We start from the raw sequence: 24,045 nt of genomic DNA, 5'->3' as shown, positions 1-24,045 counted from the left end.
AGGGTCGCCTTTCTTTTGCCTACGTTTCTTTGGCGAAGCAAAGAAAAGTAGGTCGGCCGCCGGGCCGAGACCCGGCCTCGGGAAGCAAAACGAGGCACTGCGATGAACCTGTCGCGCCCCTTCGTCCGCCGCCCCATAGGCACAGTCCTCCTGACCATAGGCATCGCCCTGGCAGGAATTGCAGCGTTCTTCGTCCTCCCAGTCTCCCCCCTCCCTCAGGTCGACTACCCAGTCATCTCAGTAAGAGCCTCGATCCCGGGAGCAAGCCCAGAGACGATGGCAACCAGCGTCGCCACGCCATTGGAAAGACACCTGGGAACGATCGCAGGCGTCAACGAAATGACGTCCACCAGCTCCGTAGGCTCCTCCCGAGTCACGCTGCAATTCGACCTCAGCCGCAACATCGACGGCGCCGCCAGAGAAGTCCAGGCCGCCATCAACGCCAGCCGCGTAGACCTGCCCGCCACGCTAAGAAGCAACCCCACCTACCGCAAAGCCAACCCGGCTGCGTCGCCAGTCATCATCCTGGCCCTCACGTCCAAGACAAAGACCCCAGGCCAAATCTACGACGCCGTCTCCAACATCGTCAGCCAGCGCCTGTCGCAAGTAGACGGCGTAGGCGACGTAGAGATCGGCGGCGGCTCGCTCCCCGCGGTACGGATCGAGCTGCTCCCCTTCGCCCTCAACCGCTACGGCATCAGCACCGAAGACGTGCGCGCCGCCATCCAGGCGTCGAATGCGAACCGTCCCAAGGGCATGGTCCAGGGCGAAGGCCGCAAGCTGCAGATCTACACACAGACCCCGGCGCTGCGCGCAAGCGACTACGCCTCGATGGTCGTGGCTTGGCGCAACGGCGCGGCGGTGCGGCTGCGCGAGGTCGCCGACGTGATCGACGGCGTGGAAGACACGCGCACGCTGGGCCTGTTCAACGGCGAGCCGGCGATCATCGTGCTGATCACGCGCCAGCCCTCGGCCAACATCATCGAGACCGTCGACAACGTGCGCGCGCTGCTGCCCGAACTGCAGGCGCAGCTGCCGCCGGACGTGACGCTGCAGGTCGCCTCGGACAGCACCAACTCCATCCGCAGCTCGCTGCGCGAGGTGGAGATGACGCTGGTCATCGCGGTGCTGCTGGTGGTGCTGGTGGTCAGCCTCTTCCTGCGCAGCGTGCGCGCGACGGTGGTACCGGCGGTGGCCACGGTGGTGGCGCTGCTGGGCACGTTCGGGGTCATGCACCTGCTGGGCTTCAGCCTCAACAACCTGAGCCTGATGGCGCTCACCGTGGCCACGGGCTTCGTGGTGGACGACGCGATCGTGGTGCTGGAGAACACCAGCCGCCACATCGAGTCGGGCATGTCGCGCATGAAGGCGGCGCTGCTCGGCGCGCAGGAAGTCGGTTTTACGGTGCTGTCGATCAGCGTGTCGCTGGTGGCGGTGTTCATTCCGCTGCTGTTCATGGGCGGGCAGGTGGGGCGGCTGTTCCGCGAGTTCGCGGTCACGCTGTCGGCGGCGGTGCTGATCTCGCTGGTCATCTCGCTCACCACCACGCCGATGATGTGCGCGTGGATGCTCAAGCCGGGCGGCGAGCACGACAAGAACAAGCCGCAGGGCCGCTTCGGCCGCGCGGCGGCGCGCAGCTACGACTGGATGCTCAAGCGCTACGAGAGCGCACTCGACTGGGCGCTGGACAGCAAGGCGATCGTCATGGTCGTGCTGCTGGCGGTGGTGGGGCTCAATGTCTACCTGTTCAGCGCGGCGCCCAAGGGCTTCTTCCCGCAGCAGGACAGCGGCCAGCTCAACGGCGGCCTGCGCGCCGACCAGAGCATTTCGTCGCAGGCCATGGGCGCCAAGCTGCGCGAGGTGGTCGACATCATCCGCAAGGACGAGGCGGTCGACACCGTGGTGGGCTTCACGGGCGGCGGGCGCGCGGGCGGCGGCTTCATGTTCGTCAACCTGAAGCCGGCCAGCCAGCGCAAGGACAGCGGCCTCGCCGTGATCGCGCGGCTGCGCCCGCAGCTGGCGCAGGTGACGGGGCTGCGCGTGTTCCTCGGCCCGGTGCAGGACGTGCGATCGGGCGGGCGCTCCAGCAACTCCACCTACCAGTACACACTCAAGAGCGACAGCCTGTCCGACCTGCGCACCTGGGCCGTGAAGCTGGCCGACGAGATGAAGCAGCAGCCCACGCTGACCGACATCGACACCGACCAGGACCAGAACGGCGTGGAGACGGTGGCCAAGGTCGACCGCGACAGCGCACGGCGGCTGGGGCTCACCTCCACCGCCATCGACAACGCGCTGTACAACGCCTTCGGCCAGCGGCAGGTGGCCACCATCTACACCGAGCTCAACCAGTACCACGTGGTGATGGAATGGGCGCCGGGCTACACGCGCAGCCCGAACGCGCTGCGCGACGTGTACGTGCCGGCCACCAAGACCTCGGTGGTCGCGGGGCAGGCGGTGACCACGCAGGTGGCGGCCACGACGTCCACGGGTGGCACGACGGCCTCCGCCAGCGCCGCCGCCGCGACGGTGCCGGTGTCGGCCAACGCCGGCTCGCGCAACGCCTCGACCGGCAACGTGCTGAGCAACACGGCCACCGCGCTGGTGCCGCTGTCGGCGGTGGCGAAGTTCGAGGAGCAGTCGGTGGCCACGTCGGTGAGCCATGAGGACGGCGAGCTGGCCACCACCATCTCGTTCAACCTGGCCGAGGGCGCCAACCTCGGCGACGCGCGCGAGGCCATCGCCAAGGCCGAGGCCAACATTGCCATGCCGACCAACGTGCGCGGCGCCTTTGCCGGCACCGCGCTGAGCGCGCAGCAGTCGCAGGGGCAGCAGGCGATGCTGATCGTGGCGGCGCTGGTGGTGATCTACATCGTGCTGGGCATCCTGTACGAGAGCCTGGTGCATCCGGTGACGGTGCTGTCGACGCTGCCCTCGGCCGGCGTGGGCGCGGTGCTGGCGCTCTTGATGTTCCGCATGGAGTTTTCCATCATCGCGCTGATCGGCGTGTTCCTGCTGATCGGCATCGTGAAGAAGAACGCCATTTTGATCATCGACTTCGCACTGGAGGCCGAGCGCTCGCGCGGCCTGAGTCCGCTCGAGGCGGTGCGCGAGGCCTGCCTGCTGCGTTTCCGCCCCATCCTGATGACCACGCTGGCCGCCGCGCTCGGTGCGCTGCCGCTGGCCATCGGCTTCGGCGAGGGCGCCGAGCTGCGCCGGCCGCTGGGCGTGGCGATCATCGGCGGGCTCATCGCGAGCCAGCTGCTGACGCTGCTCACCACGCCGGTGGTGTACCTGCTGCTGGACAAGCTGCGCCGCCGCGGCAAGAACGAACACGCGCTGAGCCGCGCGCCGGCCGCCTGAGACCCATGACCATGAATGCCTCCATTTCTTCCTTCGGTTCTTCACGCCGTTTCTTCGCGCTGAGCACGCTCGCGCTGGCCGCCGTGCTCGCCGGCTGCGCCGTGGGCCCGGCCTACAAGGTGCCCGAGTCGGCGGCATCGGCCGGCTGGAAGGAGCAGCCCGCCGCCGACGGCTGGCTGCCCGCCGCGCCGGCCGACGCGCTCGACCGCGGCGAGTGGTGGAAGCTCTTCGGCGACGCCACGCTCGACGAACTCGCGGCGCGCGTGCAGGTGTCGAACCAGAACATCGCTGCCGCCGTCGCCAGCTACACGCAGGCGCAGGCGCTGGTGCGCGAGCAGCGCGCGGGGCTGTTCCCGTCGGTGTCCTTCGACGGCAGCGGCAAGCGCTCGGGCACGGTGGGCGGCAACGCCTCGGCCAGCCCGTCGAACACCTTCGGCGCCACGCTGGGCGCGAGCTGGACGCCCGACGTGTGGGGCCGCCTGCGCGAGGCCGTGAACAGCGCGCAGGCCAACGCCCAGGCCAGCGAGGCAGACCTGGCCTCGGCGCGGCTGTCGGCCGTCGGCGACCTGGCCACCAACTACTTCTCGCTGCGCGAGGCCGACGCCGAGATCGTGCTGCTCGACGAAACCATCCTCGGCTACCAGCGCGCCTTCGAGATCACGAGCAACCGCTACGCCGCCGGCATTGCCGCGCAGACCGACGTGCTGCAGGCGCAGACCCAGCTGGTGAACGCCAAGGCCGACCGCGTGGGCCTGCAGCGCACGCGCGCCACCCTGGAGCACGCCATCGCGATGTTGGTGGGCGTGGCGCCGGCCGACTTCAGCCTGCCGCCCGCGCGCTGGACGCCCACGGTGCCCGGCGTGCCGACCGGCGTGCCCTCGACGCTGCTGCAGCGCCGGCCCGACATCGCGGCGGCGGAGCGCGCGGTGGCCGCGGCCAATGCGCAGATCGGCGTGGCGCGCTCGGCCTACTACCCGAACATCTCGCTCACGGCCTCGGTCGGCAGCAACGCCAGCCGCGTGAGAGACCTCTTCGGCGCGGCCAACACGCTGTGGGGGCTGGGCCTGTCGGTGGCGCAGGTGGTGTTCGATGCGGGCGCCATCAGCGCCAGCGTCGATGCCGCCAAGGCCGGCCACGAGGCCAGCGTGGCGCGCTACCGGCAGACCGTGCTGGCCGCGTTCCAGGCCGTGGAAGATCAGCTGACCACCGGCGCCACGCTGGCGCAGCAGGAAGGCTTGCGCCGCGAGGCCACGGCAGCGGCCGACAAGACCGAGCAGCAACTGCTCAACCGGTATCGCGCGGGGCAGGTGAGCTACACCGACGTGGTGCAGGCGCAGGCCGCCGCACTGAGCGCGCGGCGCGCGCTCGTGCAGCTTCAGGTCAATCGCCAGGCCGCGGCAATCGCGCTGATCCAGGCCATGGGCGGTGGTTGGCAGGCCGACTGGATGGGGGCGACCCGTCCGGCCGGCAACAGCACTTCAAACAACAGCGCCGCTTCCCGCACACCGTAAGGGGCGGGTGTTGCGGGCGGGCATGGGAACCTGCCTGGCCCGTCGGCCCGACCGGCGCGAACACCGGACCGGGCGTCGTCGCTTCGCGGCGGTGGTCACCGCTCGGCGCTCACAGGATCGCTCTCTCCCCATCAGTGCGCTGGTCGGTCGAGGGCCTCGCCCAGGTAGTCCTTGTCTGTCACCAGGACCCAGAGGGCGAGCACCATGATCACCGCAGCCACGAGGACTGCATTGACCAGCGCCGGCTCGACCATGCGGAAGTCGAGCAACCAGGGCGACACCGCCAGCCAGGCTGCCAGCGCCACTTCGGTCCACTCTTCCCACTGGTGCGGCACGAAGGTCGCGCCCAAGGCCACGGCGCCCAGCACGATGCCGGTCGCCACCATGGTCCACATGGCGAGCGAATTGCCCTGAAAGCCCAGTACCCATGGCGAGACGATCAGCCACACGCCGGCGACGGCGTTGACGGGGTCCTGCCAATGCTTCACATGCTTCATGGTCGTACCTCCTGTCGCAGCACGACGCCACGACACTGGTTGGACTGCCGCGCCGCGCCGTGGTTCCGCCATGCGGCATGGCGCGGGCCGCGCGGGGCTTGCGGATCGGCGCCGCGTTCCTATACTTGAGTGCGCACTCAATTAAACGAACGATGGAGACCGCCCGCGCATGGCCCGCCCCCGCAGTGTCGACAAGCACAACGCCATCCTCGAGGCCGCGCTGGTCGAGTTCGGCCGGCGCGGCGTGTGGGCCACGCCGACCTCGGCGATCTCGCGCACCGCGGGCGTGGCCGAGGGCACGTTGTTCACCTACTTCGCGAGCAAGGCGCTGCTGACCGACGCGCTGTACCGCGCGCTGAAGACCGAGCTGGCCGGCGTGATGCTGGCCGACTGGCCCGAAGCGGCCGACCCGCGCACCCAGTTCCGCCACATCTGGGACCGCTACGTGCGCTGGGGCGTGGCGCACCCCGGCAAGCTGCGCGTGCTGGCGCAGCTCAAGGTGTCCGACGAACTGAGCGACGAGAGCCGCGCCGCCGGCATGGCGCCGTTCGCGCGGCTGGAGGCGGTGGCGCAGGAGTGCATGCGGCGCGGGCTGGTCGTCGAGCGGCCGATGGAATTCCTGGGCGCGATGCTCACGGCGATGGCCGAGACCACCGTCGGCTACATCGCGCAGGCCGGCGACGCCGAGCCGGCCTTCGACTACGCCGAAGCCGGCTTCGAGATCTTCTGGCAAGGCATCGCCGTGCCGCCCTGACGACGACCGCACCTCTGAACGACAAGACCCCCACCGAAGAAAGACCCCGCCATGCCCACACTCAAACGCCGCCACTTCGTGCTCGGCACCCTCGGCGCCGCCGGCGCCCTGGTCGTCGGCTGGGCCGCCACGCCGGCGGCTTCGCGCCTCGTGCCCGGCGCGCCGCTGCCGGCGGGCAACGGGCAGGTCGCGCTCAACGGCTGGGTCAAGGTGGGCAGCGACGACACCGTCACGCTGGTGATGACGCAGTCGGAAATGGGGCAGGGCACCCACACCGGCCTGGCGATGCTGCTGGCCGAGGAGATGGACGCCGCGGTGTCGCAGGTGCGGCTCGAGCAGGCCGGCTTCGACGCCATCTACAACAACCAGGCCATGATCCTCGACGCGCTGCCCTTCAAGCCCGGCGACGAGGGCTTCGGCAAGCGCGCGGCGCACCAGGTCGTGGGCAAGCTGCTGCGCACGATCCCGGGGCTCTCGGGCACGGGCGGCTCGTCGAGCGTCACCGACCAGTGGGGCCCGGTGCGCGAGGCCGGCGCGTCGGCGCGGCTCATGCTGGTGGGCGCGGCGGCGGCGCAGTGGCAGGTGCCCGCCAGCGAATGCCGCACCGAGGCCGGCCGCGTGCTGCACCCGGCCTCCAACCGCAGCGCGCGCTTCGGTGAGCTGGCCGCGAAGGCCGCGCAGCAGCCGCTGCCCACGGCGGTAAAGCTCAAGGCGCAAGCCGACTTCCGCGTCATCGGCCAGCCGCAGCGGCGCATCGACAACGCCGGCAAGCTCAATGGCACCGCCACCTACGGCATCGACGTGCTGCCGCCGGGCCTGCTGTACGCCAGCATCGCCATGTGCCCGACGCTGGCCGGCCGCGTCGCGCGCTTCGACGCGAAGGCCGCCGAGGCGCTGCCCGGCGTGCGCAAGGTGATGGCGCTGGAACCGGTGGCCGCGAGCCTTGTCGGCACCGGCAGCACGGCGGGCGGCGTGGCCGTGATCGCCGACACGCCGTACCACGCGATGCGCGCGCTGAAGCAGGTCGACATCGAATGGGACCACGGCTCCGCCGCGAGCCTGTCGAGCGCCGAGATGATCGACCGCCTCGCGCGCACGCTCGACGCCGACGCGGGCAATGCGCGCCTGGACACCGGCGGCGTGGCGGCGGCGTTGAAGTCCGCCGCGCGCACGATCGAGGTCGAGTACCGCGTGCCCTTCCTGGCGCACGCCACCATGGAGCCGATGAACTGCACCGTGCAGTTCAAGGACGGCGCCGCCACCGTCTGGGCGCCCACGCAGGCGCCGGGCTTTGCGCGCGCCGCGGTCGCCAAGGCGCTGGGCATCGATGCCGAGAAGGTCACGCTGCACGTGACCTACCTGGGCGGCGGCTTCGGGCGGCGCTACTTCATCGACTTCCTGGTGCAGGCCGCGCAGCTCGCGCGCGAGGCCGGCGGCGCGCCGGTGCAGCTGATCTGGTCGCGCGAGGAAGACATGACGCACGACTTCTACCGGCCCGCCTACGTGGCGCTGTGCAAGGCCGGCTTCGACGCGGCGGGCGCGCTGGTGGCGTGGCAGACCACCAGCGCCGGCTCCAGCCTGGGTGCGCCGTCGTTCATGGACAACTCGACCGACGGCGCCTGGAACACCGCCTACGACTTCCCACAGGCCCGCGTGGCGCACGTGCCGGTGGAGTCGGCCGTCACCACCGGCATCTGGCGCTCGGTGGCGCATTCGCAGAACGGCTTCTTCGTCGAGAGCTTCATCGACGAATGCGCCGTGGCCGCCGGCAAGGACCCGGTGGCTTTCCGCGCCGGCCTGCTTGCCAAGGATGCGCGCCACCTGGCGGTGCTGAAGCGCGTGGCCGAACTCTCGAAGTGGGGCGAGCCGCTGGCCGACGGACCCGACGGTACGAAGCGCGCGCGCGGCGTGGCGATTCACCGGGCCTTCGGCAGCATCGTGGCGCAGGTGGCCGAGGTGTCGGTGACGCCCGAGCGGCAGATCCGCGTGCACCGCGTGGTGTGCGTGATCGACTGCGGCCTGCCGGTCAACCCGAACCTCATCCGCCAGCAGATGGAAGGCGGCATCGTGTTCGGCCTGTCGGCCGCGCTGCGCGGCGAGATCACGGTGGCGCGCGGCCAGGTGCAGCAGAGCAACTTCCACGACTACACGCCGCTGCGCATCGACGAGTGCCCGGCCATCGAGGTCGACATCCTCGCCGGCACCGGCGCCGAGGTGCCGCCCGGCGGCGTGGGCGAGCCGGGCACGCCGCCCATCGCGCCCGCCGTGGCCAACGCCGTGTTCGCGCTGACCGGCCAGCGCCTGCGCAGCCTGCCTCTGCGGCTGGCCTGACCCCCGAGAACAGCAAGAAAGACACCCCATGACCACCACCACGCTGAAGATCAACGGCCAGACCGCCACCGTGAGCGCCGAGCCCGACACCCCGCTGTTGTGGGTGCTGCGCGGCGAAATGAAGCTCGTCGGCACCAAGTTCGGCTGCGGCAAGGCGCTGTGCGGCGCCTGCACCGTGCACCTGGACGGCCAGGCCGTGCGCTCCTGCGTCACCCCGCTGGAGGCCGTGGCCGGGCGCGAAGTCACCACCATCGAGGGCCTGAAGGGCCGGGAGGCCGACGCCCTGCGCGCGGCCTGGACCGAGGTCGACGTGGTGCAGTGCGGCTACTGCCAGAGCGGCCAGCTGATGTCGGCCTGCGCGCTGCTCAAAGCCACGCCCAAACCCAGCGACGACCAGGTCTCGGACGCCATGCGCGGCAATATCTGCCGCTGCGGCACCTACCCCCGGATTCGCGCCGCGATCCACCTGGCGGCAGAAACAGCGGGGCGGTAACGCAGAAACCGGGGTGGTTGTTTACAGAAGTTAATAATTTTTCCGTAATTCTCGAAAAAGTCGCCAGAACGGTATTTTTACGGAAATTGGGGATATGAAGCTTCGATACGCCGCCGTACCATCCGCGCGGCCCGCTTCCGGCCGTCCCCTGTTTCCGACTTTCGATGACCCCCCCAGATCCCTCGCGGACGCGCGTTCTGTCCGTGGCCGACACGCTGCGCACCCGCATCTTCGACGGTGCGATCGCCCCCGGCGCCCACCTGATGGAGATTTCGCTCGCCAACGAGCTTGGCGTGTCGCGCACCCCTGTGCGTGGCGCCATGGCGCGGCTGGCCGACGAGGGGTTGCTGGTCTACCACCCGCAGCGGGGTTTCCAGGTGCGCCGTTTCGACGCCAAGGACGTGTTCGACGCCTTCAGCGTGCGCGCCACGCTCGAAGGCATGGGCTGCCGCCTGCTCAGCGAGCGCGGCCTGGACGACGAGGCGCTGGCCGAACTGACGGCCATGGTCGACGAGCAGCATGCGCTGCTGCACGACAGCGGCGAATGGACCGACGAGCGGGCCGACCAGTGGCAGGACCTGAACCAGGCGTTCCACCACAAGTTGCTGTCGCTGGCCGACAACCGCTGGCTCAGCGAGGCCGTGCAGCGCGCCTGCCAGCTACCGGTGATCTTCGACAGCCGCTCGCGCCCGCACAGGCACGATGCCGCGATGCTGCTGTACCGCCACAGCCAGGCCCTGCAGGCGCTCGAAGAGCACCGCTGCATCGTCGAGGCGCTGGGTCGTCAGGAGGCCTCGGGCGCCGAAGCCGCCATGCGCGAGCACATCAACGCCAACCGCGACCTGCTGGTGCTCTACCTGCGCCAGAGCGCCGGCCGCACCCGCGCACTGGCTTGATTCCGTCTCTCAGCCGCCCCGCGCCACGGGCGCCATGAGGTAGGCCCCCGACTCGAACAGCTGGGCCTCGGCCTGGTCGATGCGCCGGATCACCGGCTTGCCCGCGCGGCTCGCCAGCAGTTCGACCAACGCTTCCGTCACGGCCACGCCGGCCGCCACCGACGGGAAGAACGAGGGGCTGTGGATGGTGAAGAGCAGCGTCTCGTCCGCCAGCAGCGACAGCGGCGAGGTCACGCTGTCGGTGATCGCCACGATGCGGCAACCGGCCGCCTTCGCCGCCTCGGCCACCTGCAAGGCTTCGCGCGAGTAGGGCGCAAAGCTCGCAACCACCAGTGCGTCGCCCTTGGCGAAGGCGCGTTGCTGCATCTCGAGCGAGCCGCCCTGGCCGTCCACCAGGTGCACGCTGGTGCGAAAGAGCCGGTACACGTACACGAACGAGAAGGCGATCGGAAAGCAGGCGCGAAAGCCCGCCGCGTGCACGGCCGGCGCCTTCTCCAGCAGCGCGCAGGCCTTGAGCAGCGCCGGCCCGCTCTGTTGGTGCGTGAGCTCCAGGTTGCGCCGCTGCACCTCGAACATCTCGCCCGCCAGGCCCTGGTCGGCGACGCGGCCCACCAGCTGCTTGGCGCGCCCGCCGTAGGTCTCGGTGCCCAGGCCCATGTCGGCGGCGAAGGCCTCCTTCAGCTGCGGCCAGCCTTCGAAGCCCAGGTGCTGCGCGAAGCGCACCAGCGTGGCCGGCGTGCTCTGTGCGCGCGTGCCGACGTTGCGCATCGAGCCTGTGACCACCTCGTTGGGGTGGTCGAGCACGTAGCGCGCGACCTGCTGCAGGGCAGGGCTCAGGTCGTTGAAGCGTTGGCGGATCTGTTCTTTGGCGCCCATGGCGGTGTCTCTTTTCGTGCGGTGTCTGGAACGAATGTACCGGAGCAGGGAAATCCCGGGAGTTGACGGAACAAATGTTCCAAATAATAATTCGTACGAAACGTTAGTTCCAAACACAGGCCCCGCTTTTCCCTCGCCATGACGCACGTCTTCCACCGCCACCTTCGCCAGACTCCGCCCGTTGCCGCCAGCGCGCAGGGCATGTTCATCCGCGACGCCGAAGGGCGCGAATACCTCGATGCCTCGGGCGGCGCGGCCGTGTCTTCGCTCGGCCACGGCCATCCCGAGGTGATGGCGGCCATGCACGAGCAGATCGACACACTGGCCTACGCCCACACCAGCTTCTTCACGAGCGAGGTGGCCGAGCAACTGGCTGACGAGCTCATCGGGTCTGCCCCCGAAGGCATGAGCCACGTGTACCTCGTGAGCGGTGGCTCGGAGGCCGTGGAGTCGGCGCTGAAGATGGCGCGCCAGTACTTCGTGGAAATCGGCCAGCCGCAGCGCACGCACTTCATCGCGCGCCGCCAGAGCTACCACGGCAACACGCTGGGCGCGCTCGCGGTGGGCGGCAACGCCTGGCGGCGCGAGCCCTTCGCGCCCATCCTCGTGCCGGCCACGCACGTCGCGCCGTGCTACCCGTACCGCGAGCAGCGCGAAGGTGAAAGCGCCGAGCAGTACGGCCTGCGCCTGGCAGATGAGCTCGAAGCGGCCATCGTCGCGCAGGGCGCTGACCGCGTGATCGCCTTCGTGGCCGAGACCGTGGGCGGCGCCACCGCCGGCGTGCTCACGCCGGTGCCGGGCTACTTCAAGGCCGTGCGCGCCGTGTGCGACAAGTACGGCGTGCTGCTGATCCTCGACGAGGTGATGTGCGGCATGGGGCGCACCGGCTCGCTGCACGCCTGCGAGCAGGAGGGCGTGGTGCCCGACCTGATGACCATCGCCAAGGGCCTGGGCGGCGGCTACCAGCCGATCGGCGCGGTGCTGGCGCAGCGCCGCATCGTCGAGGCCATGTCCAAGGGCAGCGGCTTCTTCCAGCACGGCCACACCTACCTGGGCCATCCGATGGCCTGCGCGGCGGCGCTCGCGGTGCAGCAGGTGATCCGCCGTGACGGCCTGGTCGCCAAGGTGCGCGACGACGGCGTTGTCTTCGGCGCGATGCTGGCCGAGGCGCTGGGCGAGCACCCGCACGTGGGCGACATCCGCGGGCGCGGCTTCTTCTGGGGCGTCGAGCTGGTGGCCGACCGCGCGAGCAAGCGGCCCTTCGATCCATCGCTGAAGGTCCATGCGCTCCTCAAGAAAGACGCGATGGCGCGCGGCCTGCTGTGCTACCCCTTCGGCGGCACGGTGGACGGGCGCCAGGGCGATCACGTGCTGCTGGCGCCGCCGTACATCGCGACGCGCGACCACCTGCAGGAGATCGTCGCGCGGCTCGCCGCCTCGGTCGACGCGGTCACGCGCAGCGCCGCGCGCTGAGCCACCGCCCCCTTTTCTTCAACCGCCGTTCCGAGGAGCGTTCCATGCCCCAGCTTCGCCTGTCGCTTTCCATCGCCGCCGCCTTCGCGCTGGCCCTTGCCGCCCTGGCACCGACCGCCCCCGCGCAGGCGCAGCCCGCCAACGACACGCTCGCCAAGATCAAGGCCAGCGGCGCCATCACCTTCGGCTACCGGGAGGCCTCGTTCGGCTTCTCGTACCTGGACGCCAACCTCAAGCCCGTGGGCTACAGCATCGAGATCTGCAACCGCATCGTCGACGCGGTGAAGACCGAGCTGAAGCTGCCGGCCCTCGACATCAAGTACCAGGCCGTGACCTCGGCCAACCGCATCCCGCTGGTGCAGAACGGCACGGTGGACATCGAGTGTGGCTCCACCACCAACCTGGTCGAGCGCCAGTCGCAGGTGGCCTTCTCGCCGGACATCTTCCGCTACAACGTGCGCACCCTGGTGAAGGCCGATTCGGGCATCAAGAGCATCGCCGACCTGCAGGGAAAGACCGTGGTTACCACCGCAGGCACCACGTCGTTTCGCCTGCTGCGTGCGGCCGACAAGGGCCGCAGCCTCGAGGTGAACCAGCTCTCGGGCAAGGACCACACCGACTCGTTCCTGCTGGTCGAGAGCGGCCGCGCGCAGGCCTTCGTGCTGGACGACATCCTGCTCGCGGGCCAGATCGCCAACGCGCGCAATCCGAAGGACTTCGTCATCACCGGCGAGAGCCTGCGCACCGAGAACCAGTCGCTGATGTTCCGCAAGGACGACCCGGCCTTCAAGGCGCTGGTGGACCGCGTGGTGTCGGGCATGATGAAGTCCGGCGAGATGGAAAAGCTCTACAGCAAGTGGTTCATGTCGCCGATTCCGCCCAAGGGCATCAACATCAACTACCCGCTCAATGCCGAGACGAAGGAGGCCTTTGCCAACCCGTCGTCCAAGGGCATCTGATCCCACCTGACTTCATGACACGCATCGCCCTCATCCACGCGCTCTCGCATTCCGTCGCCCCCATCAACGAAGCCTTCGCACGCGACTGGCCCGAGGCCGTGCGCATGAACCTGCTGGACGACAGCCTCTCGGCCGACCTCGCGCGCGACGGCAAGGGGCTCGACGCGGCGATGCACGAGCGCTTCCAGCGCCTGGCGCAGTACGCGGTGGACACGGGCGCGCGCGGCATCCTCTTCACCTGCTCGGCCTTTGGGCCGTGCATCGAGGCGGTGGCGCAGCGGCACGCGGGCATTCCGGTGCTCAAGCCCAACGAGGCCATGATCGAGGAGGCCGTGCAGGGCGAAGGCCGGCTGGGCCTGATCGCGACTTTCGCGCGCACGCTGGAATCGATGCCGCCGGAGTTTCCTGCGGGCATGGCGCTCGAGCTGGCGCTGGCCGACGGTGCACTGGCCGCGCTCGATGCGGGCGACACGCAGCGCCACGATGCGCTCATTGCCGAACAGGCGGCTGCGCTGCGTGCGCGCGGCTGCACGCGCATCGCCCTGGCTCAGTTCAGCATGGCGCGGGCGCGTGGCGCCTGCGAAGCGGCCAGTGGCCTGCCGGTGCTGACGACGGTCGACAGCGCGGTGCGCGCGCTGCGCCGGCGTGCTTCAGCTTCAGTGTGAGCCGCCGTTGCCGACGACCGTGACCAGCGTGGTCATCGCCACCTGCGCCGCCTCGCCGCGTGCGAGCGGGCGGCCCGGGCCGGCGTTGCCGCTGTCGGTTTCCAGGCCCTGTGCCAGGCGGTGGTAAATGTCCGACGAGGGCATGGTCGCCGCCGTGCCGAGCGCGTCGCAGTAGGTGTCGGTGAGCACGGCGGCCAGCCGCTCGCGCTCGGCGTCGCACAGCACGGGCGCGTCGGCGGCGAAGACCGACGCCACGCAGTGCATCAGGTAGGCCTGGGTCTCGAGCGAGAAGGCCTGCTGGCGCACGTAGTCTTCCACCGCGTGCCAGAAGAGGGTGTCGGAGGTGCGGCGCCAGCTTTCGAGCACCTTGCGCGACTTGGCGACCAGGTCGGCGTGCGCGTCGTGCGGCTCGCTCGGGCGCAGCGCCAGGCCCTGCAGCGTGAGCGCGGCCACCGGGCCGGCCGCACCGAGCAGGAAGCTCCAGAACTTCCAGCGCGCAAACCATTTCTTGTCATGGGCCGGGCCCAGCGGCTCCAGCAGCCGGAAGTCGATGCACAGGGCGGCGTTGGCCTGCAGGCCGGAGGCCATGCGGTCGGCCTCCACATGACCCTGCGCGACGATGCAGGCGCTGGCGCCGCAGCGGTCGATGTCGGCCAGGCGCTGCGTCAGCTGGCGCAGCTCGTGGGCCGAGGCGCCGGTGGCTTCGGCCACGCGCAGCATGCCGTGGCACTGCTCCCGCTCCAGTTGGCAGGGGCTCTTGAGACGGTCTTCGACATGGTCGTCGAGCGTCGAGGGGCGTTCTTCTGCGACGCAGTCCTCGAGTTCACTCCCGGTGGTGAACGTTGACATGGATGCTCCTTCGGGCGCAGATGAATAACTGTTATCAATATGTATTAACGCGCCGAGGTCGAACATCACCTGAACTAGGTATTTCCGTGGGCGGGCTGCCTCGTGTTCCACCGGCGGAACGGCGCCTGAACAGGGCCTGACCGATGGCCTCGCCATAATTGCCGCTCTTTCAAGGAGTACGCGTGGATATCGTTTTGCTGGTCAAGGCCGCTGTCATGGGCATCGTGGAGGGTCTGACCGAATTCCTGCCGATCTCGTCGACCGGCCACCTCATTCTTGCGGGCTCGCTGCTGGGCTTCGACGACGCCAAGGCCAAGGTGTTCGACATCGCCATCCAGACCGGCGCGATCTTCGCGGTGATCCTGGTCTACTGGCAGAAGATCCATTCGACCGTGGTGGCGCTGCCGCGCCAGCCCAAGGCGCGCCGGCTGGCGCTGAACATCGTCATCGGCTTCCTGCCCGCGGTGGTGCTGGGCCTGCTGTTCGGCAAGATGATCAAGGCGCACCTGTTCATCCCGACCGTGGTGGCCAGCACCTTCATCATCGGCGGCTTCATCATCCTGTGGGCCGAGAAGCGCCCGCCCGGTTCGGTGCGCGTCGAGCACGTGGACGACATGACACCCTGGGACGCGCTCAAGGTCGGCCTGGTGCAGTGCTTCGCGATGATCCCCGGCACCAGCCGCAGCGGATCGACCATCATCGGCGGCATGCTGCTGGGCCTGTCGCGCCAGGCGGCCACCGATTTCTCGTTCTTCCTGGCCATTCCGACGCTGATCGGTGCGGGCGCCTACAGCCTCTACAAGGAGCGCGCGCTGCTGTCGGTGGCCGACATTCCGATGTTCACGGTGGGCCTGGCCTTCTCGTTCATCAGCGCATGGCTGTGCGTGCGCTGGCTGCTGAAGTACATCAGCACGCACAACTTCATTCCGTTCGCCTGGTATCGCATCGCCTTCGGCATCGTGGTGCTGGCCACGGCGTGGACCGGCGCGGTGGTCTGGGCGGAATAACCCAGCAGCCTCAGGCCGCCGCGCCCAGCAGCGCGCCGGCGGCCTTCGCCTCCCGCCGCACGGCGATGGCGATCGGCCCGTCGATAGCCGGGTCGAACCCGCCCGTGGCACCCAGCGCGGTGATCACGGCGCACACCCTTCCCGCGTAGTCGTACACCGGCGCCGCCACGGCGCTGATGCCGCGCAGGTAGGTGTCCCGCACGATGGCGCAGTGCGCCTGCTGCACCTCGCGGCGCAGCGCGCCGATGGGGTCGTCGGCATCGAGCAGCGCGCGCATGTCCTCGGTGGCGTCGGCCAGTTCCTGTTCGGCCAGCGCCACCACGCGCGACTCGTCGAGCAGGCCCAGGAAGGCGCGCCCGGTGGCCGACCACAGCATCGACATCACCGAGCCGGCGCGCACGTTCACCGTCACCGGCAGGCCCGGCTCCTCGAAGCGCACGATGGTCGGGCCCTTGTTGCCCATCACCGCGACGAAGCAGGTCACCTCCAGCGATTCGCGCAGGCGGATCAGGCAGGGCTCGGCCGCGCGGATCGGGTCGGCCTGGCGCATGGCGGCCAGGCCGATCTGGATCGCCTCGGGCCCCAGGTAGTAGTGCTGCGAGGCGGTGTCCTGGCGCACCAGGCTTTCCTCCATCAGGCTCGCGAGGTAGCGATGCACCTTGGCCGGGCTCTCGCCCACATGGGTGGCCAGGGCCGTGAGGCTGCTGCGCCCGCCCAGGTGCGCGAGGCCCTTGAGCACGGCCATGCCGGTCTCGGCGGACTGCACGCGCTGGCGGCGCTCGCGGGGAGGGGAAGAGGGTGCTTCAGCGGGGGAGGTCATGTCGTCGGCATCTTAGGTGGCGGCCTCGGTGGCCGGGTAAACCCTTGGTTTGGTGATTACGCAATGCGTATGATAATTACGCAATACACAATTTCCACCCCGGAGACACCCCGATGAAGATGCACTTCGCCCGCGGCCTTGCGGTCCTGTCCCTGGCTGCCCTGGCCTCCGCCGCCAGCGCCCAGACCACCTTCCCCGCCAAGCCGATCCGCTGGCTCGTGCCCTACGCGGCGGGCGGCGGCTCCGACTTCCTCGCGCGCACCGTCGCCCAGACGCTGTCGACGCAGGTCGGCCAGCCGGTGCTGGTGGACAACAAGCCCGGCGGCAACACCGCGCTGGCCGCCGCCGAAACCGCGCGCGCCCCGGCCGACGGCTACACCGTGCTCTCGGCCGACAACGGCACGCTGGTGTTCAACCCGGCGCTGTACAAGTCGCTGAGCTACAGCCCCACGAAGGACCTGGCGCCCGTCACGCTGATGGGCAAGTTCCCGATGATCCTGGTGGTTGGCGCCAACTCGGGCTTTGCCACCGCCAAGGACTTCATCGCCCAGGCCAAGGCCAAGCCGGGCGGCATCAACTACGCCTCGGCCGGCGCGGGCAGCCCGCACCACCTGGCGATGGAACTGCTGAAGGTGGAAGCCAAGCTCTTCATGGTCCACGTGCCGTACCGCGGCGCGGCGCCCGCGCTGGCCGACGTGGTCGGCGGGCAGCTGCCGGCCATGATGGTCGACATGGCCGCCGGCGCCGGCTTCATCAAGGGCGGCAAGGTGCGCGCGCTGGCCGTGGCCAACCCCACGCGCCTGCCGCAGCTGCCCGACGTGCCCACCTTCGCCGAGCTCGGCTACAAGAACGTCGAGGCCGCTGCGCTGGTCGGCGTGGTGGTGCCCGCGGCCACGCCGGCCGACGTGGTGAACACGCTCAACCGCCAGCTGGTGGCCGCCATCCACGAGCCCTCGGTGAACAAGCGCATGGTCGACTTCGGCGTCGAGCCCGTGGGCAACACGCCCGCGCAGTACACCGAGCTGCTCAAGGCCGAGACCGCGCGCTGGCACAAGCTGATCCGCGACCTGAAGATCACGCTCGACTGAGTCTGCTGCCATGTCCGATACCGCCATGCCTTCGCGCACCTCCGGTTGCCCCGTCGCGCACGGGGCGCTCTCCGCCGAGCGCACGCCCACCGGCTGCCCCGTGAGCCAGCGCGCCGCCGAGTTCGATCCCTTCGAGGACGGCTACCAGCAAGACCCGCCCGAGTACGTGCGCTGGGCCCGCGAGCAGGAGCCGATCTTCTACAGCCCCAAGCTGGGCTACTGGGTGATCACGCGCTACGACGACATCAAGGCGGTGTTCCGCGACAACCTCACCTTCAGCCCGTCGAACGCGCTGGAGAAGATCACGCCCACGGGCGAAGAAGCCAACGCCGTGCTCGCAAGCTACGGCTTTGCGCTCAACCGCACGCTGGTGAACGAGGACGAGCCGGCCCACATGCCGCGCCGCCGCGCGCTCATGGACCCGTTCACCCCCGAGGCGCTGAAGCACCACGAGCCGCTGGTGCGCGAACTCGCGCGCAGCTATGTCGACCGCTTCATCGACGACGGCCGCGCCGACCTCGTCGACCAGATGCTGTGGGAGATTCCGCTCACCGTGGCGCTGCACTTTCTCGGCGTGCCCGAGGAAGACATGGACACGCTGCGCAAATATTCCATCGCGCACACCGTCAACACCTGGGGCCGCCCCAAGCCCGAGGAGCAGGTCGCCGTGGCGCACGCCGTCGGCAACTTCTGGCAGTACGCCGGCAAGGTGCTCGACAAGATGCGCCAGGACCCCGACGCACCCGGCTGGATGCAGTACGGCATCCGCAAGCAGATGCAGCACCCCGAGGTCGTCACCGACTCGTACCTGCACTCGATGATGATGGCCGGCATCGTGGCCGCGCACGAGACCACCGCCAACGCCACCGCCAACGCCGTGAAGCTGCTGCTGCAGCATCCGCAGGTGTGGCAGGAGCTGTGCGACGACCCGGGCCTCATTCCCAACGCCGTGGAAGAGTGCCTGCGCCACAACGGCTCGGTGGCCGCCTGGCGCCGGCTCGTCACCAAAGACACGCAGGTCGGCGGCGTCGACCTGCCGGCGGGCTCGCGCCTGCTGATCGTCACCTCGTCGGCCAACCACGACGAAGGTCACTTCGCCGATGCCGACCTGTTCGACATCCGCCGCGACAACGCCAGCGACCACCTGACCTTCGGCTACGGCTCGCACCAGTGCATGGGCAAGAACCTGGCGCGCATGGAGATGCAGATCTTCCTGGAGGAGTTCACGCGCCGCCTGCCGCACATGCGCCTGTCGGAGCAACGCTTCAGCTACGTGCCCAACACCTCGTTCCGCGGCCCCGAGCACCTGTGGGTCGAGTGGGACCCGCGTGCCAACCCGGAGCGCGCCAACGCGGGCCTGCGCGACGTGCAGGTGCCCGTGCGCATCGGCGAGCCTTCAGCGCACGCCATCGCGCGGCCCGTGGTGGTCGAGCGCGTGACGCCGGTGGCCGACGGCATCGTGCGGCTGCGCCTGGTGTCGCCCGACGGGAAGCCGCTGCCGCGCTGGACGCCGGGCTCGCACATCGACGTGGAATGCGGCTCGCCCGAGTTGTCGCGCCAGTACTCGCTGTGCGGCGACCCCGACGAAGCCCACGCGCTGGAGATCGCCGTGCTGCACGAGCCCGAAGGCCGTGGCGGTTCGGCCTGGGTGCATGCGAACGTGAAGGTGGGCGACCGCCTGCGCATCCGCGGCCCGCGCAATCACTTCCGGCTCGACGAGTCGCTGCCGAAGGCGATCTTCATCGCCGGTGGCATCGGCATCACGCCCGTGAGCGCGATGGCGCGGCGCGCCAAGGCGCTGGGCATGGACTACGAACTGCACTACAGCGGCCGCAGCCGCACGAGCATGGCCTTCGTCGACGAGCTGGCCGCGCTGCACGGCGAACGCCTGCACGTGCATGCGGCCGACGAAGGCCGGCGCAACGACCTGCGCGCGCTGCTGGCCAGGCCCGTGCCCGGTGCGCAGGTGTACGCCTGCGGCCCGCTGCGCATGCTCGAAGCGCTGGAGGATTGCTGCGCAGCATGGCCTGAAGGCGCCTTGCGCGTGGAGCACTTCGAATCGACGCTGGCCACGCTCGACCCGTCGAAGGAACATGCCTTCGAGGTGGAGCTGAAAGACTCCGGCCTCGTGATCACCGTGCCGCCCGACCAGACCTTGCTGACGGCCCTGCGCGCGGCCAACGTCGATGTGCAGAGCGACTGCGAGGAAGGCCTGTGCGGTTCGTGCGAAGTGCGCGTGCTGGCCGGCAAGGTCGATCACCGCGACGTGGTGCTCACGCGCAGCGAGCGCGATGCGAACACGAAGATGATGGCCTGCTGTTCGCGTGCCTGCGAAGGCCGGCTGGTGCTCGAGCTTTGAGGCTTTTCGCCGCGCATTGATTCATCGCAAGTGTTTCGCGGCACGCCCACCGCACAGTGGGGCGTGCCGAATCGGCACCTCACCGAAGGAACCATGTGATGAAGACGAGAACCACCGCGGCCCTGCTTTTCACGGCGCTGCTTGCAGGCCCCGTGCTGGCCGCCACCTGCGACATCGAGATCGAAGGCAACGACGCGATGCAGTTCAACAAGAGCGCCATCGCGGTGCCGGCCAGCTGCAAGCAGTTCACCGTGAAGCTCAAGCACGTCGGGAAGCTGCCCAAGGCCTCGATGGGCCACAACTGGGTGCTGAGCAAGGCCGCCGACGCGCAGGGCGTGGCGGCGGACGGCATCGGCGCGGGGCTGGACAAGGCCTACGTGAAGCCGGGCGATGCCCGCGTCATCGCGCATTCGAAGGTCATCGGCGGCGGCGAGACCGATGCCGTGAGCTTCGACGTGAGCAAACTCAAGGCGGGAGACAGCTATGCGTGGTTCTGCTCGTTCCCAGGCCACGCGTCGCTCATGAAGGGCACGCTGGCGCTGGTCAAGTAGCCGCCGCACCGCCCAGAGGCATCCGCAGCACCACCTGCGTTTCGCCGGGGCGCGACTGCAGCTGCAGCTGCGCGCCCAGGCGGCGTGCGCGCGCCCGCAGGTTGCGCAGCCCCGCGCCGCCGCTCACGCCGTCCACTGCAAACCCCCGGCCGTCGTCGCGCACGCTGAGCTGCAGTTCGGCTCCCGCGCGCGCCACCGTCACGTCCACGCGCCGGCCCGCGCTGTGCTTGAGCACGTTGGTCAGCGCCTCCTGCAGGAAGCGCATCAGGTCCAGGCTCTGCGAGGGCGCGAGTTCGAGCGTGTCGATGCCCGAGACCTTCCAGCGGCAGTCGATGCCGTTGGCGTCCAGCAGCTGCGCGCTGCGGTAGCGCAGCGGCGCCAGCAGCTCGCCGAGCGCGCGTGCGCCATCGTCGCGGCCGGTGGCGTCGATGATCAGCCGCAGGTCGTCGCGCAGGCTCTTGAGCATCGCCAGCAACTGCGGCGCGCTGAGGTGCTCGGGCGTGCGCTCCAGCGTCGCGATGCTGCCCACCAGCATGCCGCCCAGGCCGTCGTGCAGGTCGCTCACCAGGGCCACGCGCTCGCCGATGCGCGCGTGCGCGAGCTCCAGCGCGTGCTGCTGCGCGAGCGTGGACGCGAGCTCCGCCTTGGCGGCGTTCACTTCCTCGATCAGCTCGGTGTTGAAGTTCTCGATGCGCCGCAGGCTCTGCACGAAGCGCCCGGCCTGCGTCAGCGCCATGCCCAGCAGCAGCACGTACGAGGACATGGTCGTGTAGTAGATGTTGCTGTCGATCACCTGCGTGAACACCAGCAGGTCGTGCGCGCCCGTGAGCGCCGACACCGCCATGAACGGCGCGAGCGAACGCATCGGGCTGCCGCGGTGGCGCAGTGCGTGGAAGATGCCGCTGCTGTTCACCACGATGATCGTGAGGCCGCCCACCAGCGTCCAGATCGCGCGGTGGGTGGGCAGGTTGGCGGTGCCCGCGAACCACAGGTCGAGCACGCCGATGGCCGCCACCGCGAACGCCGCGATCTCCAGGCGCGGCAGGCGCCGCCCGGCAAAGCGCAGCACGAACACGCCGTACGACACGCTGAAGAACAGCAGCAGCGAGGTGTTGAGTGCCTGCCAGCTGTGGTTGCTGGCAAAGGGCCAGGGGCTGGTGGCGATCTGGTTGTAGCCGAACAGCAGCCACAGCACCGACATCGCGGCGAACCAGCCGTAGGCCGTCTCGCGCCGGCGCAGCAGCCACCACGCCGCGAAGAAGGCCGACACCGCCGCGCTGGTCGCCAGGCCGAACACCTGCAGGTCGCGCCGCATGAGCTGCTCGCGGCCGAACTCGGCCTGCATGGCCGCGGGCGTGCCCAGGCTCACCGGCCCCAGCCCGGCCTGGTAGGCCGACAGGCCCGACACGCGCACGAGCAGCGTGTTGGTGCCGGTGCGCAATTGCGGCGCGTCCAGCAGCCAGTAGCGCGGCGAGTTCCATGCGCGCGTGAGCGGCTCGACCAGGCTGCGGTCGCGCCAGATCGTCGTGCCGTTGAGCGAGACCTCGCCGGCCATGTTCAGGTAGTGCAGCAGCAGCCCGGTCTCGGTCACTGGCGCGGGCTGCTCCCAGGTCAGCCGGTACCAGACCACGCCGTCGAAGCCGGGCCAGCGCGTGGCCCAGCTGTCGGGCAGGGCAACGGGCGTCCAGCCGTCGGCGGGCGGGGTCGTGTCGTCCCAGCCTGTGCCACGTGCGGCTTCGGCGCGAAGTTCAGGAACAACCGGTGTTTGTGCGTGTGCGCTGCCCGTCGAGAGCAGCAGCCACAGGGCCCACATCACGAGGCCCGCGAAGACCGTCAGCGCAGCAAGCCCTGCCTTCGGCCCTGGTAGACCGCCTCGGTGCGCGAGTTGACGGCCAGCTTGCGGTAGATGTTCTTGGTGTGGCATTCCACGGTCAGTCTGGAGATCGACAGCGCCTCCGCCATGTCGCGGTTGCTCATCCCTTGCGACACGAGCTCGAGGATTTTGCGCTCGCGCGGCGTCAGCATGACGGGCGTGGTGGCCGGCGTCAGCGACGGGTCGTCGGGCGGCGAGGGCAGGCCGGGCAGCTGGGTCGCGACCCAGCCGAGGATGCGGCGCGCGATGGCCGGGTCGATCGGCGCGCCGCCTTGCTCGATGCTGCGCAGCGCGATGCTGAGCTCGAGGTCGTCGCGTTCCTTCAGCAGGTAGCCGATGGCGCCGGCACGCAGCGCCGCGAAGATCACGGCCTCGGTGCGCCAGGCCGAGATCACCACGGCGGGCACCAGCCGGTGGTGCACGTGCATCCACTCGATCAGGTCGACGCCGCTGCCGTCGGGCAGGCCGATGTCGACCAGCGCCACGCCGAAATGCTGCTGCTCCAGCAGCGAGCGGGCCGAGGTCAGGCTGTCGGCCCAGGCGATCTGGGGCTCGTCGCAACCGAGCGTCGACAGCACGTACGCCAGGCGCTCGCGCATCGCCGGATCGTCTTCGACCACCAGCGCGGGGCTCAGCGAGACCACTTCAACGTCTTCCAGGAGAGGGGCAGACATAGGACGACATTTTTGAGCCGTGGTGTACGTGGTGCAACGTTTTTTCTTAAATGAAACGACTGTTTCTAAAGTTCCTATTTGTATCTTGATGTTAATTCAAAGCGACCACAACCCTAATCGAGGATGACCCCTCCGCTCAGGTTGACTATTGCGCCCGTCATGGCCCCGGCCAGCGGCGAGGCCAGGAACACCGCGGTGCCCGCGAGCTGCTCCAGCGAGGGCAGGCGTTCGACCAGCAGACCCTCGGGCCGCGCGGCCAGCATCTGCTCGACCGTGAGGCCCATGCGCTCGGCCGCGGGGCGAAACACCGCGCCGCTGTGCGAGCCCGCGGCCACCGCCTCGGGAATTGCGTGCGAGCGGATGCAGGCCGTGCGGATGCGAAAGGCCGCCAGCTCGCCCGCCATGTGGCGCGCGAGCCCCTCCACGCCGGCGCAGGCCACGGCATGCCCGAGGTACCCGGGGCCGGGTAGGCGCGAGGCGGGCGTCGACACCGACAGGATCACGCCGCCGCCACGCGCCGCCATGTGCGGTGCCACGGCCTTGGCGGTGAGGAAGTTGCTGCGCGTGTAGGCGTGGATGGGGAGGAAGAAGTCCTCCAGCGACAACTCGGCCAGCGGCCGGCCCTGCACGTGGAAGACGCCGACCGCGTTGAACGCGAGGTCGATGCCACCGGCCTGCTCGGCCACCTCGGCCGCGTGGCGCAGCATCGCGGCTTCGTCCAGCGCATCGACCACCGCGGCCTGCGCGCGGCCGCCGGCTTGGGTGATGTCTCGCACCACCGCGTCGAGCTTGTCGCGGCTGCGGCCGGTGACGAACATGCGGGCGCCTTCGCGTGCAAAGGCGCGGGCGACGGCGCCGCCGAGGGCACCGCTGCCGCCGTGGATTACGGCGCAGCGGTCTTTCAAAGACAGGGCATTCGAGGGCATGAGAGCTTCTCCTTGGCGTGAATGGCGACCCGCGACATGCGGGCGCTCGTTCCAAGGACGGCGCAGGCCCAGCCGATCCG

At 69.6% G+C, this 24,045-nt stretch carries 20 protein-coding genes; 13 read left to right on the top strand and 7 right to left on the bottom strand.

Going from position 1 to position 24,045, the window contains the following annotated elements; genetic code table 11:
- Nucleotides 1-102 precede the first annotated feature (102 nt).
- Both AC1RL8_RS07470 and AC1RL8_RS07465 read left to right on the top strand, forming a co-directional pair.
- The gene (locus AC1RL8_RS07470) at nucleotides 103-3,363 is read left to right on the top strand and encodes an efflux RND transporter permease subunit (protein WP_095948914.1); all 3,261 of its coding nucleotides are present in this window, start codon (nucleotides 103-105) and stop codon (nucleotides 3,361-3,363) included.
- Between the two features lie 11 nt (nucleotides 3,364-3,374).
- Nucleotides 3,375-4,874: an efflux transporter outer membrane subunit gene (locus tag AC1RL8_RS07465; protein WP_492684380.1), complete on the top strand. Its 1,500-nt coding sequence runs from the start codon at nucleotides 3,375-3,377 to the stop codon at nucleotides 4,872-4,874.
- A 131-nt stretch (nucleotides 4,875-5,005) separates the two neighbouring features.
- Here AC1RL8_RS07465 and AC1RL8_RS07460 read toward each other — a convergent pair whose 3' ends face one another.
- Entirely contained in the window at nucleotides 5,006-5,371 is a 366-nt protein-coding gene (locus AC1RL8_RS07460) for an SPW repeat protein (protein WP_062474873.1), read from the bottom strand.
- 169 nt (nucleotides 5,372-5,540) lie between these two features.
- Between AC1RL8_RS07460 and AC1RL8_RS07455 the strand changes: the two genes are divergently transcribed.
- The 4 genes from AC1RL8_RS07455 (at nucleotide 5,541) to AC1RL8_RS07440 (ending at nucleotide 9,845) form a co-directional block, all read left to right on the top strand.
- A complete protein-coding gene (locus AC1RL8_RS07455) occupies nucleotides 5,541-6,125 on the top strand; it encodes a TetR/AcrR family transcriptional regulator (protein WP_492684379.1) in 585 nt (194 codons plus the stop codon).
- Nucleotides 6,126-6,176: 51 nt separating this feature from the next.
- Nucleotides 6,177-8,456: a xanthine dehydrogenase family protein molybdopterin-binding subunit gene (locus tag AC1RL8_RS07450; RefSeq protein ID WP_492684378.1), complete on the top strand. Its 2,280-nt coding sequence runs from the start codon at nucleotides 6,177-6,179 to the stop codon at nucleotides 8,454-8,456.
- 28 nt (nucleotides 8,457-8,484) lie between these two features.
- Nucleotides 8,485-8,949 (top strand): (2Fe-2S)-binding protein, encoded by a 465-nt coding sequence (locus AC1RL8_RS07445; protein ID WP_062474886.1) that lies wholly within the window; start codon nucleotides 8,485-8,487, stop codon nucleotides 8,947-8,949.
- Nucleotides 8,950-9,113: 164 nt separating this feature from the next.
- Nucleotides 9,114-9,845 carry a GntR family transcriptional regulator gene (locus AC1RL8_RS07440; protein ID WP_083259300.1) on the top strand — a complete coding sequence of 244 codons (732 nt, stop codon included), beginning with the start codon at nucleotides 9,114-9,116 and terminating at the stop codon, nucleotides 9,843-9,845.
- A gap of 9 nt (nucleotides 9,846-9,854) precedes the next feature.
- On the opposite strand, the gene AC1RL8_RS07435 is transcribed toward AC1RL8_RS07440, so the two are convergent.
- Entirely contained in the window at nucleotides 9,855-10,721 is an 867-nt protein-coding gene (locus AC1RL8_RS07435; RefSeq protein WP_492684377.1) for a MurR/RpiR family transcriptional regulator, read from the bottom strand.
- Between the two features lie 138 nt (nucleotides 10,722-10,859).
- Between AC1RL8_RS07435 and AC1RL8_RS07430 the strand changes: the two genes are divergently transcribed.
- The 3 genes from AC1RL8_RS07430 to AC1RL8_RS07420 are packed head-to-tail and all read left to right on the top strand — an operon-like array spanning nucleotide 10,860 to nucleotide 13,818.
- Nucleotides 10,860-12,194, top strand: coding sequence for an aspartate aminotransferase family protein (locus AC1RL8_RS07430; RefSeq protein ID WP_492684376.1), 1,335 nt, complete (start codon nucleotides 10,860-10,862; stop codon nucleotides 12,192-12,194).
- 44 nt (nucleotides 12,195-12,238) lie between these two features.
- On the top strand, nucleotides 12,239-13,153 hold the full coding sequence (locus AC1RL8_RS07425) for a transporter substrate-binding domain-containing protein (RefSeq protein ID WP_492684375.1): 915 nt from the start codon (nucleotides 12,239-12,241) through the stop codon (nucleotides 13,151-13,153).
- Between the two features lie 14 nt (nucleotides 13,154-13,167).
- On the top strand, nucleotides 13,168-13,818 hold the full coding sequence (locus AC1RL8_RS07420) for an aspartate/glutamate racemase family protein (protein ID WP_487848314.1): 651 nt from the start codon (nucleotides 13,168-13,170) through the stop codon (nucleotides 13,816-13,818).
- Here AC1RL8_RS07420 and AC1RL8_RS07415 read toward each other — a convergent pair.
- On the bottom strand, nucleotides 13,810-14,667 hold the full coding sequence (locus tag AC1RL8_RS07415; protein ID WP_492684374.1) for a hypothetical protein: 858 nt from the start codon (nucleotides 14,665-14,667) through the stop codon (nucleotides 13,810-13,812). The two genes, AC1RL8_RS07420 and AC1RL8_RS07415, sit on opposite strands and share 9 nt — an antisense overlap.
- Nucleotides 14,668-14,849: 182 nt before the next feature.
- On the opposite strand from AC1RL8_RS07415, the gene AC1RL8_RS07410 reads away from it, so the two are divergent.
- Nucleotides 14,850-15,674: an undecaprenyl-diphosphate phosphatase gene (locus AC1RL8_RS07410; RefSeq protein ID WP_062474913.1), complete on the top strand. Its 825-nt coding sequence runs from the start codon at nucleotides 14,850-14,852 to the stop codon at nucleotides 15,672-15,674.
- 10 nt (nucleotides 15,675-15,684) lie between these two features.
- Here the strand turns inward: AC1RL8_RS07410 and AC1RL8_RS07405 are convergent, their stop codons facing one another.
- Nucleotides 15,685-16,494: an IclR family transcriptional regulator gene (locus tag AC1RL8_RS07405; protein WP_095948905.1), complete on the bottom strand. Its 810-nt coding sequence runs from the start codon at nucleotides 16,492-16,494 to the stop codon at nucleotides 15,685-15,687.
- A gap of 113 nt (nucleotides 16,495-16,607) precedes the next feature.
- On the opposite strand from AC1RL8_RS07405, the gene AC1RL8_RS07400 reads away from it, so the two are divergent.
- The 3 genes from AC1RL8_RS07400 to azu all read left to right on the top strand — a co-directional run bounded on the left by AC1RL8_RS07400 (nucleotide 16,608) and on the right by azu (nucleotide 20,492).
- Nucleotides 16,608-17,582, top strand: a complete 975-nt coding sequence (locus AC1RL8_RS07400) for a Bug family tripartite tricarboxylate transporter substrate binding protein (protein WP_492684373.1) — start codon at nucleotides 16,608-16,610, stop codon at nucleotides 17,580-17,582.
- Nucleotides 17,583-17,592: 10 nt separating this feature from the next.
- Nucleotides 17,593-19,941, top strand: a complete 2,349-nt coding sequence (locus AC1RL8_RS07395; protein WP_492684372.1) for a cytochrome P450/oxidoreductase — start codon at nucleotides 17,593-17,595, stop codon at nucleotides 19,939-19,941.
- A 98-nt stretch (nucleotides 19,942-20,039) separates the two neighbouring features.
- Nucleotides 20,040-20,492 (top strand): azurin, encoded by a 453-nt coding sequence (gene azu, locus AC1RL8_RS07390; protein ID WP_307589052.1) that lies wholly within the window; start codon nucleotides 20,040-20,042, stop codon nucleotides 20,490-20,492.
- On the opposite strand, the gene AC1RL8_RS07385 is transcribed toward azu, so the two are convergent.
- The 3 genes from AC1RL8_RS07385 to AC1RL8_RS07375 form a co-directional block, all read right to left on the bottom strand.
- A complete protein-coding gene (locus AC1RL8_RS07385; RefSeq protein ID WP_492684371.1) occupies nucleotides 20,485-22,305 on the bottom strand; it encodes a sensor histidine kinase in 1,821 nt (606 codons plus the stop codon). The two genes, azu and AC1RL8_RS07385, sit on opposite strands and share 8 nt — an antisense overlap.
- A gap of 20 nt (nucleotides 22,306-22,325) precedes the next feature.
- On the bottom strand, nucleotides 22,326-23,039 hold the full coding sequence (locus tag AC1RL8_RS07380; RefSeq protein ID WP_095948901.1) for a response regulator transcription factor: 714 nt from the start codon (nucleotides 23,037-23,039) through the stop codon (nucleotides 22,326-22,328).
- Between the two features lie 113 nt (nucleotides 23,040-23,152).
- Nucleotides 23,153-23,965 carry an SDR family NAD(P)-dependent oxidoreductase gene (locus tag AC1RL8_RS07375; protein ID WP_492684370.1) on the bottom strand — a complete coding sequence of 271 codons (813 nt, stop codon included), beginning with the start codon at nucleotides 23,963-23,965 and terminating at the stop codon, nucleotides 23,153-23,155.
- Nucleotides 23,966-24,045: the final 80 nt, after the last annotated feature.

This window comes from Variovorax sp. GW822-FHT04E09, assembly GCF_058800845.1.
This window is presented reverse-complemented; position numbering and strand designations above follow the sequence as displayed.